This window comes from Pseudomonas sp. 1928-m, from assembly GCF_029269135.1.
In the GTDB taxonomy this organism is placed as follows: domain Bacteria; phylum Pseudomonadota; class Gammaproteobacteria; order Pseudomonadales; family Pseudomonadaceae; genus Aquipseudomonas.
In genome coordinates, this window is record NZ_JARIXO010000006.1 from 145,078 (window position 1) to 159,414 (window position 14,337).

Consider the following 14,337-nt stretch of genomic DNA (forward strand, 5'->3'; position numbering starts at 1 on the left):
GCGTCGAGGTGTAGCGCGAGGTTACTCGCGCAGGTCGATAGCCTCAGGCGCGGCCTGGTCGAACAGTTGCACCGGGTCACGCGGCAGGATGCCAGGGCGGTAGTTCTCGCGAATATCGCCCAGCACGCGGATGTCGCTGTATTTCTTCCCGGATAAAGCCGCCATGCCGGCCGCGTCACGGATCACGGTCGGGCGCAGGAAGACCATCAGGTTACGCTTGATGCGGGTTTCCTTGGTCGAGCGGAACAGGCGGCCGAGCAGCGGAATATCACCGAGCAGCGGCACCTTGGAGTCGGCCTGGGTCACGTCATCTTGAATCAGCCCGCCGAGCACAATGACCTGGCCGTTTTCGGCGAGGATGGTGCTTTTGATCGAGCGCTTATTGGTGATCAGGTCGACGGCATTTACGCCCTGGCTGGTGGGCGCGATGGAGGAGATTTCCTGCTCGATTTCCAGGCGCAGGCTGGCGCCATCGTTGATATGCGGGGTGACTTTCAGGGTCACGCCGATGTCCTGGCGTTCAATGGTGGTGAAGGGGTTGTCGGCGCCCGAACCGCTGGTGGTAAAGGAGCCGGTCTGGAACGGCACGTTCTGCCCGACCAGGATTTCTGCCTTCTGGTGATCGAGGGTCAGCAGGCTCGGCGTCGACAGCAGGTTGCTTTTACTGTTGGCTGACAACGCGGTAATCAGCACGCCGAAACTGTCGGTGCCCAGGCCGATAATCGCACCATCCGGCAAGTTGGCCAGGGTGTTGTTGTCGGCGTCGCCCTTGTTGTCCTGAATGGCTTGCAGCACCCGTCCTATCGACAGTCCGGTGCCGCTGAAATTGGTACCGCCCAGGCCGCCGGTGCTGCCGCGGCCATCCACGGCCCACTGCACGCCGAGGGCATCGGTAATGTCGCCGGAGACTTCGACAATTGCCGCTTCGACCATCACCTGGGCGCGCGGTACGTCGAGCTGGCGCACGATGTCTTCCAGGGTTGCCACCACATCGGGCTCGGCCAGCAGCACCAAGGCGTTGAGGCTCTCGTCGGCGCGGATCAGGATGGTCTGCGGCTTGCCGGTGGTTTCGCCGCCGGCTTCCGGTTTGAGTTTTTCGGAAATTTCGCCGAGGGTTTCTGCCAGGCCCTTGGCGTCGCCATGACGCAGGCGGATCACCCGGGTATTGGCCGAGCGGCTGGTAGGGGTGTCCAGCGATTGCGCCAGCGCCACCAGTTTGGCTCGCGCAGCCGGTGGGCCGAGCAGAATCAGGCGGTTGGTGCGGCCGTCGGCAATCACCTGGGTGCCGGAAGCGCCCTTGGCCTGGCCGCGATCCACGGCATTGCGCAGTACTTCGGCGGTGTCCATGACCCAGGCATGCTGCAGGTTGAGCACGCTGTAGTCGTTCTGGCCTTTCTGGTCGAGCTGGCGCAGCAGGTCTTCGATACGTTCGATATTGGCCGTGCGGTCGCTGATGATGATCGCGTTGGCGCTGCTGATCGCCGCCAGGTGGCCGTATTGCGGCACCAGTGGGCGGATCAGCGGAATCAGTTCGGTGGCCGAGCCATGTTGCACCTGAATCAAGCGGGTTTCCAAACGATCCGGCGCGTTGCGCCCGGCATCGGCGTCGGCCTTGGCCTCGGCGTTGGGCACGATGCGCGCCTGGTCGCCCTGGGTAATCACGCTGAAGCCGTGGGTGGCCATTACCGAGAGAAATAGCTGGTAGACCTCGGTCAGCGTCAGTGGGCTGTTGGACACCACACTGACCTGGCCCTTGACCCGTGGATCGACGACAAAGGTCTGCCCGCTGATCTGCGCCACCTGGTCGATAAACTCACGGATATCGGCGCCCTTGAGGTTGATGGTCCAGCTTTCTTCCTGCTGGCTGGCACTCGGCGCGACGGCGGTAACGGCAGCGCTCAGTGGCAGCGAACTGCAGGCCAGGCCAGCGGCCAGCAGGGCGAAGGTAAGGCGCGAGAGAGTCGGAGTCATCGTGTCAGTTTTCTTCCATGGGCTGTTCGGTGGGTTCTGCAGTGCCCGGCAGGCTGCCGGAGTCCTGCATCTGCTGGCGCAGGGCGTCCATACGCTCACGCAGTTGGCTCAGATCATCGGATTCCATCTCGCTGAGCTGCTCAAGCGGGTCGGCCATAACCTCCTGGCTGTTGCTCTGCAGGCTGCCAGCGGTCGAACTGTTGAGCGGGAAACTGAGGCTTTCGCGGCGGCCGTTGCGCAGCAGCTCGACGCGGTCGGCGGCCACTGAATGTAGGCGCACACCGCTGCTGATTTCGCTGTTGACGCTGTAGCGCTGGGCCGTACTGCCTTCGCTGAGGATGATGGCAGTGGAGCGTTGCGGATCGGCATGCACAAAGCTGCCGAGCAGGGTCAGGCGCAGGTTGGTGCTAGGGGCGGGGCCATCGTTGGCCGCGCTGCTGCTGCCGAACAGCTGGCCTATCTCGGGGTTGACTGCCGCCGCTGGCGCTTCGCTTGCGCTGTTGCTGCTGGCTGCCACCGGCGCACGCAGTAAGCGCAGCCAATCGGCGCTCTGCCAGGCCAGGCTGATGCTCATAACAAGAATCAGCGCGATGCCAGCAAGGGAGGTGGCTTGGCGCTGTAGCCAGCGTTGGGGAACCATAAGCTGCAAGGGGGGCGTCACTCCGTAACTTATTATTATGTGGTGTGGTTCGCGCGCTGATCATAGACATTTGCCAAGCATTTGGCAGCCCCTGGTTGGGGTAGTGTATAGACCAGTTCAATGTGCTAAAGATAGCGCGCTGTTTTTCGCTCTATTGCGGCTAACTTACAACAACTATGTTGCAAAACCCCAGTTTTTGAGCCCTTGCTTGATATTCTTGGGTTCATCATCAGCTTTCTGTGCTTAAGGCATATTACGGATGAATGCGTTGCTTACAGAAGTGCCATCACGGCGTTTACCTTTCAGCTTTGCCAGGCGTCACGGTGTGGTCCTCGTTGTGGAGGGCGGCCTCCCTTGCCTGGCTTACCGTGTTGGCGTTGAACTGGTGGCACTGAGCGAGGCGCAGCGCTTTGTCGGTGCGCAGCTGCCGTTGCAGGCGCTGTCGGTGGAGGCCTTTGAGCAGGCCCTGGCCAAGGCCTACCAGCATGATTCGGCGTCCATGCAGTTGGCCGAGGATATCGGCGGTAGCCTCGATCTGGCGGCACTGGCCGAGCAAGTGCCGGAAACCGAAGACCTGCTGGAGCAGGAAGACGACGCGCCGATCATTCGCTTGATCAACGCCATCCTCGGTGAGGCGATCAAGGAAAACGCCTCGGATATCCACCTGGAAACCTTCGAAAAACGTCTGGTCGTGCGCTTCCGGGTGGACGGTATTCTGCGTGAAGTGTTGGAGCCCAAGCGCGAGTTGGCGGCGTTGCTGGTCTCGCGGATCAAGGTTATGGCGCGGTTGGATATCGCCGAGAAACGCATCCCGCAGGACGGACGGATTTCCCTGAAAGTCGGCGGCCGCGAGGTGGATGTGCGGGTCTCGACCCTGCCATCGGCCAATGGCGAGCGCGTGGTGCTGCGCCTGCTCGACAAGCAGGCCGGCCGCCTCAACCTGCAGCATCTGGGCATGAGCGCGCGTGACCGCGACCTGATGGAAGCCACAGTGCGCAAGCCCTACGGCATCTTGCTGGTCACCGGGCCTACCGGCTCGGGTAAGACCACCACGCTGTACGCCAGCCTGGTCAGCCTGAATGACCGTACGCGCAATATCCTCACCGTCGAAGACCCCATCGAATATCACCTCGAAGGCATCGGCCAAACCCAGGTCAACTCCAAGGTCGACATGACCTTCGCTCGCGGCCTGCGCGCCATCCTGCGCCAGGACCCGGACGTGGTGATGGTCGGCGAGATTCGTGACAAGGAAACCGCAGAAATCGCCGTGCAGGCCTCATTGACTGGCCACTTGGTGCTCTCGACCCTGCACACCAACAGCGCCATCGGTGCGATTACCCGTCTGGTGGACATGGGTATTGAGCCGTTTCTACTGTCGTCGTCCTTGCTCGGTGTGCTGGCCCAGCGCTTGGTGCGGGTGCTCTGCCCACATTGCAAAGAGGCCTACCAGGCCGACGAAGCCGAGTGCACATTACTCGGTATGCCGTTCGCACAGCCACCGACGCTGTATCACGCCCGCGGTTGCGCCGAGTGCCATCAGCAGGGCTACCGCGGCCGTACCGGCATCTACGAACTGGTGGTGTTTGATGACCACCTGCGCACGCTGATCCACAACGCCGCCTCCGAACAGGACATGACCCGCCACGCCCGTAGCCTCGGCCCGAGCATCCGCGAGGATGGCCGACGCAAGGTGCTGGAAGGCGCGACCACGGTTGAGGAAGTGCTGCGCGTGACGCGAGAAGAATAATGGCCGCGTTCGAATACCTCGCCCTTGACGCTAAAGGCCGCCAGCAGAAAGGCGTGCTGGAGGCCGACAGCGCGCGCCAGGTGCGGCAGATTTTGCGTGAACGGCAACTGGCGCCGCTGGATGTGAAAGCCACCCGTACCCGTGAAAATGCCGGCGCAGGTTCGCACTTCAGTTTTGCCCGGGGTATTTCCGCCCGTGATCTGGCGCTGATCACCCGGCAATTGGCGACCCTGGTGCAGGCGGCGCTGCCGATTGAGGAAGCCCTGCGCGCAGCAGCAGCCCAGGCCAGTTCGCCGCGCATTCAAAGCATGCTGTTGGCGGTGCGTGCGCGGGTGCTGGAAGGCCATGACTTGGCCAGTAGCCTGAAAGAATTCCCTTCGGCTTTCCCTGAGCTGTACCGCGCCACCGTGGCGGCGGGCGAGCATGCCGGCCACCTAGGCCCGGTGCTGGAACAGTTGGCCGACTACACCGAGCAACGTCAGCAGTCGCGGCAGAAAATCCAGCTGGCGCTGCTTTATCCGCTGATTCTGATGTGCGCCTCACTACTGATCGTCGGCTTCTTGCTCGGTTATGTGGTGCCGGACGTGGTGCGGGTGTTTGTCGACTCCGGGCAAACCCTGCCGGCGTTGACCCGTGGCCTGATTGCCCTGAGTGATTGGGTCAAAGGCTGGGGCTGGCTGGCGGTGATTCTCGCCATCTTGGGTGTGTTCGCCCTGCGCTGGGCGCTGCGTGATGATGCGGTCAAGGCGCGCTGGCACGGCTTTTTGCTGCGCATCCCGTTGGTAGGGCGCTTGATTCGTGCCACCGACTGCGCACGCTTCGCTTCAACCTTGGCGATTCTGACCCGCAGCGGCGTGCCGCTGGTGGAAGCCCTGGGCATCGGCGCACAGGTGATTGCCAACCGGGTGATTCGCGCTGACGTGGTGATTGCCGCGCAGAAGGTGCGCGAGGGCGGCAGCCTGACCCGCGCGCTGGAAGCCAGTGGGCAGTTTCCGCCGATGATGCTGCATATGATCGCCAGCGGCGAACGCTCGGGTGAGCTGGACCAGATGCTGGCGCGTACCGCGCGCAATCAGGAAAACGATTTAGGTGCCCAGGTGGCACTGCTAGTGGGGCTGTTCGAGCCCTTTATGCTGGTCTTTATGGGGGCGGTGGTGCTGGTGATCGTACTGGCCATTCTGCTGCCGATTCTGTCTCTCAATCAGTTGGTGGGGTAAGCAGTGAACAAGCGTCAATCCGGTTTTACGCTGATCGAAATTATGGTGGTGGTGGTGATCCTCGGCATTCTCGCCGCGTTGGTGGTGCCGCAGGTAATGAGCCGCCCCGATCAGGCCAAAGTTACTGTGGCCAAGGGCGATATCAAGGCTGTGGCGGCCGCGCTGGATATGTACAAGCTGGATAACCATGCCTACCCGAGCACCCAGCAGGGCCTGGAAGCACTGGTGAAGAAGCCCTCCGGCAATCCACAGCCGAAGAACTGGAACCGCGACGGTTACCTCAAGCGTTTGCCGGTTGATCCGTGGGGTAACGTATACCAATACCTGGCGCCGGGCACCAAGGGTGCCTTCGACCTGTATTCGCTGGGCGCTGACGGCAAGGAAGGCGGCAGCGATCAGGATACCGATATCGGTAACTGGGACCTCTGATTCCCATGCGCCAGCAACCGAGCCAGGCTGGGGGCTTTACCCTGATCGAACTGCTGGTGGTGCTGGTGATTCTTGGCAGCCTGATCGGTATTGCGGTGCTCAGCGTGGGCATCGCCGGCCCGGGTCGTGAGCTGCACAATGAGGCTGAGCGGCTAGCTGGATTGATTGGCGTGCTGGCTGAGGAAGCGGTGCTGGATAACCAGGAATACGGCCTGCTGCTCAGTCGCGAGGCCTACCAAGTGCTGCGTTACGACTCGGCGAAACAGAGCTGGCAGGCGCTGTCGGCCAAACCGCATAAGCTGCCGGGCTGGGCCGAATTGAGCGTCGAGCTGGAAGGCGCTGCGCTGGAGTTGCCGCTGCCGGAGGGTGAGGAACCCAGCAAAGGCGCACTGACGCCGCAGTTGTTGTTGCTGTCCAGTGGGGAGATCAGTCCGTTTCGTCTACGCCTGGCCGAGCGCCGCGCCGATGGGCTGCGCCTGCAATTGGTCAGTGATGGCTTTCAGCTGCCCAAGGTCGAGAGCGAGCAGCCTGCAGGGCGTAAACGATGAGGCGCGCACGCGGTTTTACCCTGCTTGAGGTGCTGGTTGCTCTGGCCATTTTCGCGCTGGTTGCTGCCAGCGTGCTGACCGCCACCGCGCGCAGCCTGCAAACCGCCTCGCGCCTGGAAGACAAGACCCTGGCCATGTGGATAGCCGACAACCGCCTGGCTGAATTGCAATTGTCGAAGACTCCGGTTGCTGATGGCCGCGACCAGGGCGAGGTGGACTTCGCCGGGCGGCGCTGGCAGTGGCAAAGCGAGGTGCTGGCCACCAGCGAGGCAGATATGCGCCGCGTCACTCTGTGGGTCGCGCCGGCAGAGCAGGGGCGTTCGGGCGACGATGTGCGTGAGCGTGCGGTGGTCAGCCTGAACGGTTTTCTCGGGGTGCTGCAATGAGGGCGTCTCGCGGTTTTACCCTGCTCGAATTGCTGATCGCCATCGCCATCTTTGCGCTGCTGGGGCTGGGCACCTACCGCATGCTCGACAGCGTGCTGCAAACCGACAAGGTCACCCGCGCCCATGAAATGCAGCTGCGCGAGCTGGTGCGCGCCATGGCTGCATTCGAACGCGATGTGTTGCAGGTGCAGGCCAGGCCCACACGTGATCCCTTTGGTGATCCACGCGCCGCGTTGGTTGGTGAGGACCTGGATAACCCAGCCCTGGAGCTGACCCGCAGCGGCTGGCGCAATCCCCTGGGGCAGTCGCGCTCCGACCTGCAGCGAGTGCGCTGGCAGCTCAGCGGCGAGCAGTGGCAACGTCACTACTGGACGGTGCTGGATCAAGCGCAGGACAGCCAGCCGCAGGTGCAACAGGCGCTGGATGGGGTGACCCGACTGCAGTTGCGTTATCTGGATCAGGAAGGCAGCTGGCAGACCAGTTGGCCGCCTCTGGGCAACAACCCGGACGATGCACTCAAGCTGTTGCCGCAGGCCGTTGAATTGGTGCTGGAGCATCGCCGTTATGGTGAGCTGCGCCGTGTGCTGCGCCTGCCCGAAGGGTTGCCGGAGCGTCTGCAACAGGCGCCTGAGCCTAGCCCGGACGATCCTGTCGAGCCCGGCGGCGATATTCCCGAGGAGCCGCGCTCATGAGTCGGCAGCGCGGTATGGCGCTGATCACCGTCTTGCTGGTGGTGGCGGTAGTCACGGTGGTCAGCGCGGGGATTATCGCCCGCCAGCAGCTGTCGATCCGCAGCAGCGCCAATCAGCTGCATGTGCGCCAGGCCTGGCATTACGCCCTGGGCGGCGAGACCCTGGCCAAGGCCATTCTGCAGCGCGATCTGCGTGAGGGGGACCCGCGTGCCCCGGTGGATCATCCGGGTGAGGCCTGGGCCAAAGCCCGTGCGCCTTTTGCCCTGGATGAAGGCGGCGCCTTGCGTGTGCAGATCACCGATCTGACCGCACGTTTCAATCTCAACAGCTTGCTGCGTCAGGGTCAGCCCAACGAGGCCGCCGTGGCGCAATTTCGTCGTCTGTTGCTGGGGCTGCAGATTGAAGCGCCCTATGCCGAACGCCTGCTCGATTGGCTGGATGCCGATGATCAGCCCAGCGGCGGTTACGGTGCGGAAGACAATCAATACCTGCTGGCGCAGCCGCCTTATCGTGCGGGCAACCGAGAGTTGCAGGATGTCTCCGAGCTGCGCCTGTTGCTGGAAATGACCGAGGCGGATTACCAGCGCCTGTCGCCCTATGTCAGCGCCTTGCCGGCGGATGCCACGCTTAACGTCAACACCGCCAGTGCGCGGGTGTTGGCCAGCGTGGCCGAAGGGCTGCCGCTGAGTACCGCCCAGGGCTTGGTCGCCGCGCGGGGCAGTGAAGGCTATCGTGATTTACCGAGCTTTACCGCGCAGCTCAGTGGCTTGCAGGTGCAAAGCCAGGGTCTGGCGGTCGGCAGTCAGTATTTTCAGGTGCTCAGCGAAGTGACTGTTGGTGAGCGTCGTCAGGTTTTACGCAGCACTTTGCAGCGCGCCAGTGATGGTCAGCTGTATGTTCTAGCCCGTGATTTGGGGCAGGGCGGTATACCGCCCACGCTCGTTAAGGAAGTCGAACCATGAGTCAGACCTATGTATTTCTGCCGCCCGCCGCCTGTGCCGGCGCGCAGGCGGATTTACCCGTGCAGTGGGTGGCCGACGGGGTAAGCGAAACCCTGGAGTTCGGTGAGGCGCAGACGCAGCTTGGCGCCAGCTGGACCCTGGTCCTGCCCGTTGAGGCGGTCACCTCCTGCGCGGTCAATCTGCCGACGCGCAAAGCCCGCTGGTTGCGCCAGGCGCTGCCGTTTGCGGTGGAGGAGCTGCTCGCCGAAGAAGTCGAGCTGATGCACCTGGCGTTGGGCGAGCAATTGGCCGATGGCCGTCATCGCGTGTTTGCCGTGCGCCGCAGCTGGCTGGCCGGCTGGCTGGCGTTGTGCCCCACAGCGCCGCAGGCGATTGCCGTGGATGCCGATCTGCTGCCTGGATCGGGTACAGCGCTCTTGCCGCTGCACGGCCGCTGGTTGCTGGGCGGTGAGAATGTCACGCGGATGGCGCTGCAGGCGCAGGACTGGCCGCAGCTGAGTCCCTTGTGTGTGCAGCCGCAGGTTGCCTGGTGTGATGCGCAGCACCAGGCGCCGCAACCGGTGGATGAAAGCATGGAGGTGGTCGATCCCTATGTTTGGCTGGTCCAGCAGCCGCTGCGCAATAACCTGGCCCAGGGCGAGTTCGCCGTGCAAAGCAGTAGTGGCCAGTGGCAGCGCTGGCGGCCACTGCTGGGATTGGTCGGCATGTGGCTGGTGCTGCAGTGGGGCTTCAATCTGGCGCAGGGCTGGCATCTGCAGCGTCAGGCCGATGAATACGCCGCTGCCAGCGCCGCGTTGTACAAGGAGCTGTTCCCGCAGGACAGCAAGCTGGTCAACCTGCGTGCGCAGTTTGATCAGCATCTGCAGGCCGGCGCGGGCAGTGGGCAAACCCGTCTGCTCGGTTTGCTAGCCCAGGTCAGCGGCGCGTTGGCTGCCGAAGGCGGCCAAGTGCAGGTCAGTCAGGTGGATTTCAGTGAGGTGCGCGGCGATCTGGCCATGCAGGTGCAGGCCGCCGGCTTTGCCGAGCTGGAGCGTCTGCGTGAGCGCTTGCAGGAAAGTGGCCTGGCGGTGCAGCTAGGCTCGGCCAGCCGCGAGGAGGCGGGCGTCAGCGCGCGTGTGGTGATCGGAGGATGAGTATGGTTTCGCAAGGCAAAGGCTTTACCGCGCAGTTGGATAATTCGCTGTTGCTGCAGCGCTGGCGTGCTCTGGCGCCGCGTGAGCAGTTTTCGCTCGGCAGCCTCGGGATCTTTCTGCTGCTGGTGCTGCTCTATCTGACTCTCTGGCAACCGACACAGGAGCGCCTGGCTGCAGCGCGCAGTGCATTTGAAACGCAGCGCGAGTTGAATGTCTATCTGCATAGCCAGGCGCCGGCGGCGCGCAATGTGGCCAGCACCCCGCAGCAGGCGATTGATCCGGAGCGGCTGCAAGGCATGGTCACGGCCACGGCTGCGACCCAGGGCCTGACCATTGAGCGCCTAGACAATTCCGGTGACGGCGCTTTGCAGCTCAATCTACAGCCGGCACCTTTTGCCCAGTTGTTGCGTTGGTTCACTGTGCTGCAGGAACAGGGCGTGCAAATCGCCGAAGCCGGGCTGGATCGCGCCGAAGACAATAAGGTTGCTGCTCGGCTCAGTCTGCGGGTAGCGCAATAATGGTGCGGCGTGCCCTGTGATAGCACCTGGCAAGGGCAGCGTTTTTTGCACTTTTTTAGAAAAACTTGAAGCAGGGTGTTGACTTAGGTGCGGCCCTTGCGTAAATTTCGCGCCTCGCAAGCAGCGGGTGATTAGCTCAGCTGGGAGAGCATCTGCCTTACAAGCAGAGGGTCGGCGGTTCGATCCCGTCATCACCCACCACTCTTGTGAAACCGGACGAAAGTCCACCGACGCGCAGCGGTAGTTCAGTCGGTTAGAATACCGGCCTGTCACGCCGGGGGTCGCGGGTTCGAGTCCCGTCCGCTGCGCCATATTTTCCAGCTTGAGTTCGCTCAGGTTGAGATGGAAAAGCTCTAACAAGCTGTTCCATCAGATGAAGCAAGAGTTGTACGGACGTAAGTCCACCGACATGCAGCGGTAGTTCAGTCGGTTAGAATACCGGCCTGTCACGCCGGGGGTCGCGGGTTCGAGTCCCGTCCGCTGCGCCATATTAGAAAGCCCGCTGATAGCAATATCAGCGGGTTTTTTATTGCCTGTTTTCCAGGTCTCAGTCCGAAGGCGCGCAGCGCGACAACCTGTCATCTTGCGTTCATCTGCCTGCTCTAGCTTGATTGGCATGCTCTTTGTTTATGCAATGAGCGGTTGCTGACTTATCGAGTAGGAGGAACAGGCAATGGACGATTATCAAGAAGAGCTGCTGGAAGCGCGCGCCACCGAGCAGGATGTGCCGGAGCGCGACGAAGACGCCACCGAGCTTTGATCCGTTTTTGAACTGCTAGAGCGCCCGGCGCTGTTCGCGGCGATACTCGCCCGGGGTTCGCTGATTCCAGCGTTTAAACGCGCGCTGGAAGGCTTCGGCGGAGGCAAAGCCGAGCAGGTAGGCGATTTCGCCGAAGGCCAGCTCTGTGTCGCGAATATAGGCCATGGCCAGGTCGCGGCGGGTGTCGTTGAGGATGCTGCGAAACTGCGTACCTTCCTCGGCCAGCTTGCGCCGCAGGGTCCAGGTGGGCAGCTGCAAGCGCGCCGCCACTTCGGCGAGGTCCGGCTCGCGGCCGTGCAGTAGTGGGCCGAGCAGCTGAGTAATGCGCTCGCGCAGGTTGCGCGTGCGGGTCAGCTGCGTCAGTTCCCGCTCACAGATTTCCAGCAGGTGCCGCCAGGTGCTTGGGCAGTGTTCGGGGTTGCGCAGGTTCAGGCTCTGCTGGCTCAGGCGCAGCTGGTTATGCTCGCTGGCAAATTCCACCGGACAGTTAAACAGTTCGCCGTACTGCGCTGCATAGTCAGGCGCGGGAAATTCGATCTGCACTTTCTCCACGGGCAGCGCCTGTTGCGCCAGCTTGCTGAGCTGCTGCGCCCAACTGGCCAGTACCGAATCGACCACAAAGCGGTTATAGGCGTTGTACGGGCTGATCGAATAAAAGCGCAGCCAGGCCCCGCGATTGTCTTCGTGCAGGCTGGATTGGCCGCGGTAGTTGCTGGCATACAGCGGTTCGAAGCGAATCAGCGCCCGCGCCGCCTCCCGCACCGTCGGAGCCTGCATGGCCGTGACGCCGGCCAGGCCAAGTTGGCTCAGGCGGCTGGTTTGCCCCATCAGCAGGCCCAGGCCGGGATCGCCACATTGCTGGATGGCGCTATGACCCAAACGCATATAACGCGGGATCGACAGTCGCGCGCGCGGTTCGGCCAGTCGCGCGGCATCCAGGCCGTAACTGTCGAGCAGTGGTTGTGGGTCCTGGGCGCAGCGACGCATGGCGTCCGCCAGGCTGTCGACAAAACCGACTGACAGATCACCGAGTTTCACCCGTGTGCTTTTCAGCATGGCAACGTTATTCCGTCTGCGCCCATTCAGTGCTGGGCATTTAGATAAGGCACCAGGGTAGGCAGGTGCTTGGGCTTTGCCAAGAGCTGCTGCTCTTTTTGATCATTAGGTTGTTACTTTAGGTCATTGAGCTGTTCGGCGCGGCTGATTATCGTCTAGACCATATTCGACCGCGACCCGCTAAGAGGTTGCGGCATCCGTGAAAGCCAACACCCGATGTGGAGATGTCCATGACTGCTCAGTACCCCCACCTGCTGGCCCCGCTTGATCTGGGCTTCACCACCCTGAAGAACCGCACTCTGATGGGTTCGATGCACACCGGGTTGGAAGAAAAGCCCAATGGTTTCGAGCGTATGGCGGCGTACTTCGCTGAACGTGCCCGTGGTGGCGTTGGCTTGATGGTGACGGGCGGTATTGGCCCAAACGATGAGGGCGGCGTGTATTCCGGCGCAGCCAAGCTGACCACCGCGGAAGAGGCGGAAAAGCACAAGATCGTCACCCGTGCGGTGCACGCGGCGGACGGCAAGATTTGCATGCAGATCCTCCACGCCGGCCGCTATGCCTACAGCCCGAAATCGGTAGCGCCAAGCGCCATTCAGGCGCCAATCAACCCGTTCAAGCCCAAAGAGCTGGACGAGGAAGGCATCGAGAAGCAGATCCAGGACTTTATCAACTGCTCCGTGCTGGCCCAGCAGGCCGAGTACGACGGCGTGGAGATCATGGGCTCGGAAGGCTATTTCATTAACCAGTTCCTTGCCGCCCACACCAACCACCGTACCGACCGTTGGGGCGGCAGCTACGAGAACCGTATGCGCCTGCCGGTGGAAATCGTCCGCCGTGTGCGTGAGGCCGTTGGCCCGAACTTCATCATCATCTACCGTCTGTCGATGCTCGATCTGGTCGAAGGCGGCAGCACCTGGGACGAGATCGTCCTGCTGGCCAAAGCCATCGAGAAGGCCGGTGCGACCATCATCAACACCGGTATCGGCTGGCACGAAGCGCGTATCCCGACCATCGCTACCAAGGTGCCGCGCGCCGCGTTCACCAAGGTCACCGCCAAGCTGCGCGGCGAGGTGAGCATTCCGCTGATCACCACCAACCGCATCAACACCCCGGAAGTGGCCGAACAGGTGCTGGCCGAGGGCGATGCCGACATGGTCTCCATGGCCCGTCCGTTCCTCGCCGACCCGGACTTCGTGAACAAGGCCGCAGAAGGCCGTAGCGATGAAATCAACACCTGCATCGGCTGCAACCAGGCCTGCCTGGACCACACCTTCGGCGGCAAGCTGACCAGTTGCCTGGTCAACCCGCGCGCCTGCCATGAGACCGAGTTGAACTACATTCCGACCGCTGCGGTGAAGAAGATTGCTGTGGTCGGTGCTGGTCCTGCTGGCCTGTCCGCTGCCACCGTGGCCGCCGAGCGTGGCCATAGCGTGACCCTGTTCGATTCGGCCAGCGAAATCGGCGGCCAGTTCAACGTGGCCAAGCGCGTGCCGGGCAAGGAGGAGTTCTTCGAAACCCTGCGCTACTTCAAGCGCAAGCTGGAAACCACCGGTGTCGATCTGCGCCTGAATACCCGCGTATCGGCCGATGACCTGGCCAAGGGCGGTTATGACGAAATCATCCTGGCCACCGGTATCGCCCCGCGCACCCCGGCCATTCCGGGCATTGAACACGCCAAGGTGATCAGCTACCTGGACGCCATCCTGCAGCGTAAGCCGGTTGGCCAGAAGGTTGCGGTGATCGGTGCCGGTGGCATCGGCTTCGACGTGTCTGAGTTCATCACTCACCAGGGTGAGGCCACGAGCCTCAACCGTGAGGAGTTCTGGAAGGAGTGGGGTATCGACGGTGCACTGGAAGCCCGTGGCGGTGTGGCGGGTATTCAGGCCCATCCGCACCCGGCGGCGCGTGAGGTGTTCCTGCTGCAGCGCAAGAAATCCAAGGTCGGTGACGGCCTGGGCAAGACCACTGGCTGGATTCACCGCACCGGTTTGAAGAACAAGAACGTGCAGATGCTCAACTCGGTCGAGTACCTCAAGGTCGACGACGCCGGCCTGCATATCAGCATCGCGGGTGGCGAGCCGCAGGTATTGCCGGTGGATACGGTGATCGTTTGTGCCGGCCAGGACCCACTGCGCGAGCTGCAGGAAGGCCTGGAAAACGCCGGGCAGACCGTGCACCTGATCGGTGGCGCCGATGTGGCCAGTGAGCTGGACGCCAAGCGCGCAATCAACCAGGGCTCGCGCCTCGCTGCCGAACTCTAACGCAACCGACGCCC

The 14,337-nt window shown here is 62.6% G+C and carries 13 protein-coding genes and 3 tRNA genes; 13 read left to right on the forward strand and 3 right to left on the reverse strand.

The features are described 5' to 3' along the window. Positions 1-21: 21 nt before the first annotated feature. Both gspD and P3C18_RS17570 read right to left on the reverse strand, forming a co-directional pair. Entirely contained in the window at positions 22-1,971 is a 1,950-nt protein-coding gene (gspD, locus tag P3C18_RS17565; protein WP_275963102.1) for a type II secretion system secretin GspD, read from the reverse strand. Positions 1,972-1,975: 4 nt separating this feature from the next. Next, a complete protein-coding gene (locus P3C18_RS17570) occupies positions 1,976-2,545 on the reverse strand; it encodes a type II secretion system protein N (RefSeq protein ID WP_275963103.1) in 570 nt (189 codons plus the stop codon). A gap of 325 nt (positions 2,546-2,870) precedes the next feature. Here P3C18_RS17570 and gspE point away from each other — a divergent pair, with 325 nt between their 5' ends. From gspE to P3C18_RS17630, 12 genes are all read left to right on the forward strand, one after another. Continuing rightward, entirely contained in the window at positions 2,871-4,358 is a 1,488-nt protein-coding gene (gene gspE / locus P3C18_RS17575; RefSeq protein ID WP_275963104.1) for a type II secretion system ATPase GspE, read from the forward strand. Further along, positions 4,358-5,575 (forward strand): GspF family T2SS innner membrane protein variant XcpS, encoded by a 1,218-nt coding sequence (gene xcpS / locus P3C18_RS17580; RefSeq protein WP_275963105.1) that lies wholly within the window; start codon positions 4,358-4,360, stop codon positions 5,573-5,575. Before gspE ends, xcpS begins: the two co-directional genes overlap by 1 nt. A 3-nt stretch (positions 5,576-5,578) precedes the next feature. Next, on the forward strand, positions 5,579-6,004 hold the full coding sequence (gene gspG, locus P3C18_RS17585) for a type II secretion system major pseudopilin GspG (RefSeq protein ID WP_160087847.1): 426 nt from the start codon (positions 5,579-5,581) through the stop codon (positions 6,002-6,004). Between the two features lie 5 nt (positions 6,005-6,009). Continuing rightward, complete coding sequence (gene gspH / locus P3C18_RS17590; RefSeq protein WP_090252280.1) at positions 6,010-6,552, forward strand: type II secretion system minor pseudopilin GspH; 543 nt, start codon at positions 6,010-6,012, stop codon at positions 6,550-6,552. After that, positions 6,549-6,938, forward strand: coding sequence for a type II secretion system minor pseudopilin GspI (gene gspI / locus P3C18_RS17595; RefSeq protein ID WP_275963106.1), 390 nt, complete (start codon positions 6,549-6,551; stop codon positions 6,936-6,938). The genes gspH and gspI overlap by 4 nt, the downstream gene beginning before the upstream one ends. Then, positions 6,935-7,630: a type II secretion system minor pseudopilin GspJ gene (gene gspJ, locus P3C18_RS17600; protein WP_275963107.1), complete on the forward strand. Its 696-nt coding sequence runs from the start codon at positions 6,935-6,937 to the stop codon at positions 7,628-7,630. Before gspI ends, gspJ begins: the two co-directional genes overlap by 4 nt. Continuing rightward, positions 7,627-8,592 (forward strand): type II secretion system minor pseudopilin GspK, encoded by a 966-nt coding sequence (gspK, locus tag P3C18_RS17605; protein ID WP_275963108.1) that lies wholly within the window; start codon positions 7,627-7,629, stop codon positions 8,590-8,592. Before gspJ ends, gspK begins: the two co-directional genes overlap by 4 nt. After that, the gene (gspL, locus tag P3C18_RS17610) at positions 8,589-9,725 is read left to right on the forward strand and encodes a type II secretion system protein GspL (protein ID WP_275963109.1); all 1,137 of its coding nucleotides are present in this window, start codon (positions 8,589-8,591) and stop codon (positions 9,723-9,725) included. The genes gspK and gspL overlap by 4 nt, the downstream gene beginning before the upstream one ends. Then, a complete protein-coding gene (locus P3C18_RS17615; RefSeq protein ID WP_275963110.1) occupies positions 9,722-10,243 on the forward strand; it encodes a type II secretion system protein M in 522 nt (173 codons plus the stop codon). Before gspL ends, P3C18_RS17615 begins: the two co-directional genes overlap by 4 nt. Positions 10,244-10,368: 125 nt before the next feature. Further along, positions 10,369-10,444 (forward strand) — tRNA-Val (locus P3C18_RS17620). A gap of 33 nt (positions 10,445-10,477) precedes the next feature. Next, positions 10,478-10,554: transfer RNA gene (locus tag P3C18_RS17625), tRNA-Asp, on the forward strand. Positions 10,555-10,654: 100 nt separating this feature from the next. Beyond that, a tRNA-Asp gene (locus P3C18_RS17630) sits at positions 10,655-10,731 on the forward strand. 287 nt (positions 10,732-11,018) lie between these two features. Here the strand turns inward: P3C18_RS17630 and P3C18_RS17635 are convergent. Then, positions 11,019-12,056, reverse strand: coding sequence for an AraC family transcriptional regulator (locus tag P3C18_RS17635; RefSeq protein WP_275963223.1), 1,038 nt, complete (start codon positions 12,054-12,056; stop codon positions 11,019-11,021). 233 nt (positions 12,057-12,289) lie between these two features. On the opposite strand from P3C18_RS17635, the gene P3C18_RS17640 reads away from it, so the two are divergent. Beyond that, a complete protein-coding gene (locus P3C18_RS17640; RefSeq protein WP_275963111.1) occupies positions 12,290-14,323 on the forward strand; it encodes an NADPH-dependent 2,4-dienoyl-CoA reductase in 2,034 nt (677 codons plus the stop codon). The last annotated feature ends 14 nt before the right edge of the window (positions 14,324-14,337 follow it).

Excerpts from the sequence above, each read along its gene's own strand:
- gspD (WP_275963102.1), bottom strand. The coding sequence starts at position 1,971 with ATGACTCCGACTCTCTCGCGCCTTACCTTCGCCCTGCTGGCCGCTGGC.
- P3C18_RS17570 (WP_275963103.1), bottom strand. The coding sequence starts at position 2,545 with ATGAGCATCAGCCTGGCCTGGCAGAGCGCCGATTGGCTGCGCTTACTG.
- gspE (WP_275963104.1), top strand. The coding sequence starts at position 2,871 with ATGAATGCGTTGCTTACAGAAGTGCCATCACGGCGTTTACCTTTCAGC.
- xcpS (WP_275963105.1), top strand. The coding sequence starts at position 4,358 with ATGGCCGCGTTCGAATACCTCGCCCTTGACGCTAAAGGCCGCCAGCAG.
- gspH (WP_090252280.1), top strand. The coding sequence starts at position 6,010 with ATGCGCCAGCAACCGAGCCAGGCTGGGGGCTTTACCCTGATCGAACTG.
- gspI (WP_275963106.1), top strand. The coding sequence starts at position 6,549 with ATGAGGCGCGCACGCGGTTTTACCCTGCTTGAGGTGCTGGTTGCTCTG.
- gspJ (WP_275963107.1), top strand. The coding sequence starts at position 6,935 with ATGAGGGCGTCTCGCGGTTTTACCCTGCTCGAATTGCTGATCGCCATC.
- gspK (WP_275963108.1), top strand. The coding sequence starts at position 7,627 with ATGAGTCGGCAGCGCGGTATGGCGCTGATCACCGTCTTGCTGGTGGTG.
- gspL (WP_275963109.1), top strand. The coding sequence starts at position 8,589 with ATGAGTCAGACCTATGTATTTCTGCCGCCCGCCGCCTGTGCCGGCGCG.
- P3C18_RS17615 (WP_275963110.1), top strand. The coding sequence starts at position 9,722 with ATGAGTATGGTTTCGCAAGGCAAAGGCTTTACCGCGCAGTTGGATAAT.
- P3C18_RS17640 (WP_275963111.1), top strand. The coding sequence starts at position 12,290 with ATGACTGCTCAGTACCCCCACCTGCTGGCCCCGCTTGATCTGGGCTTC.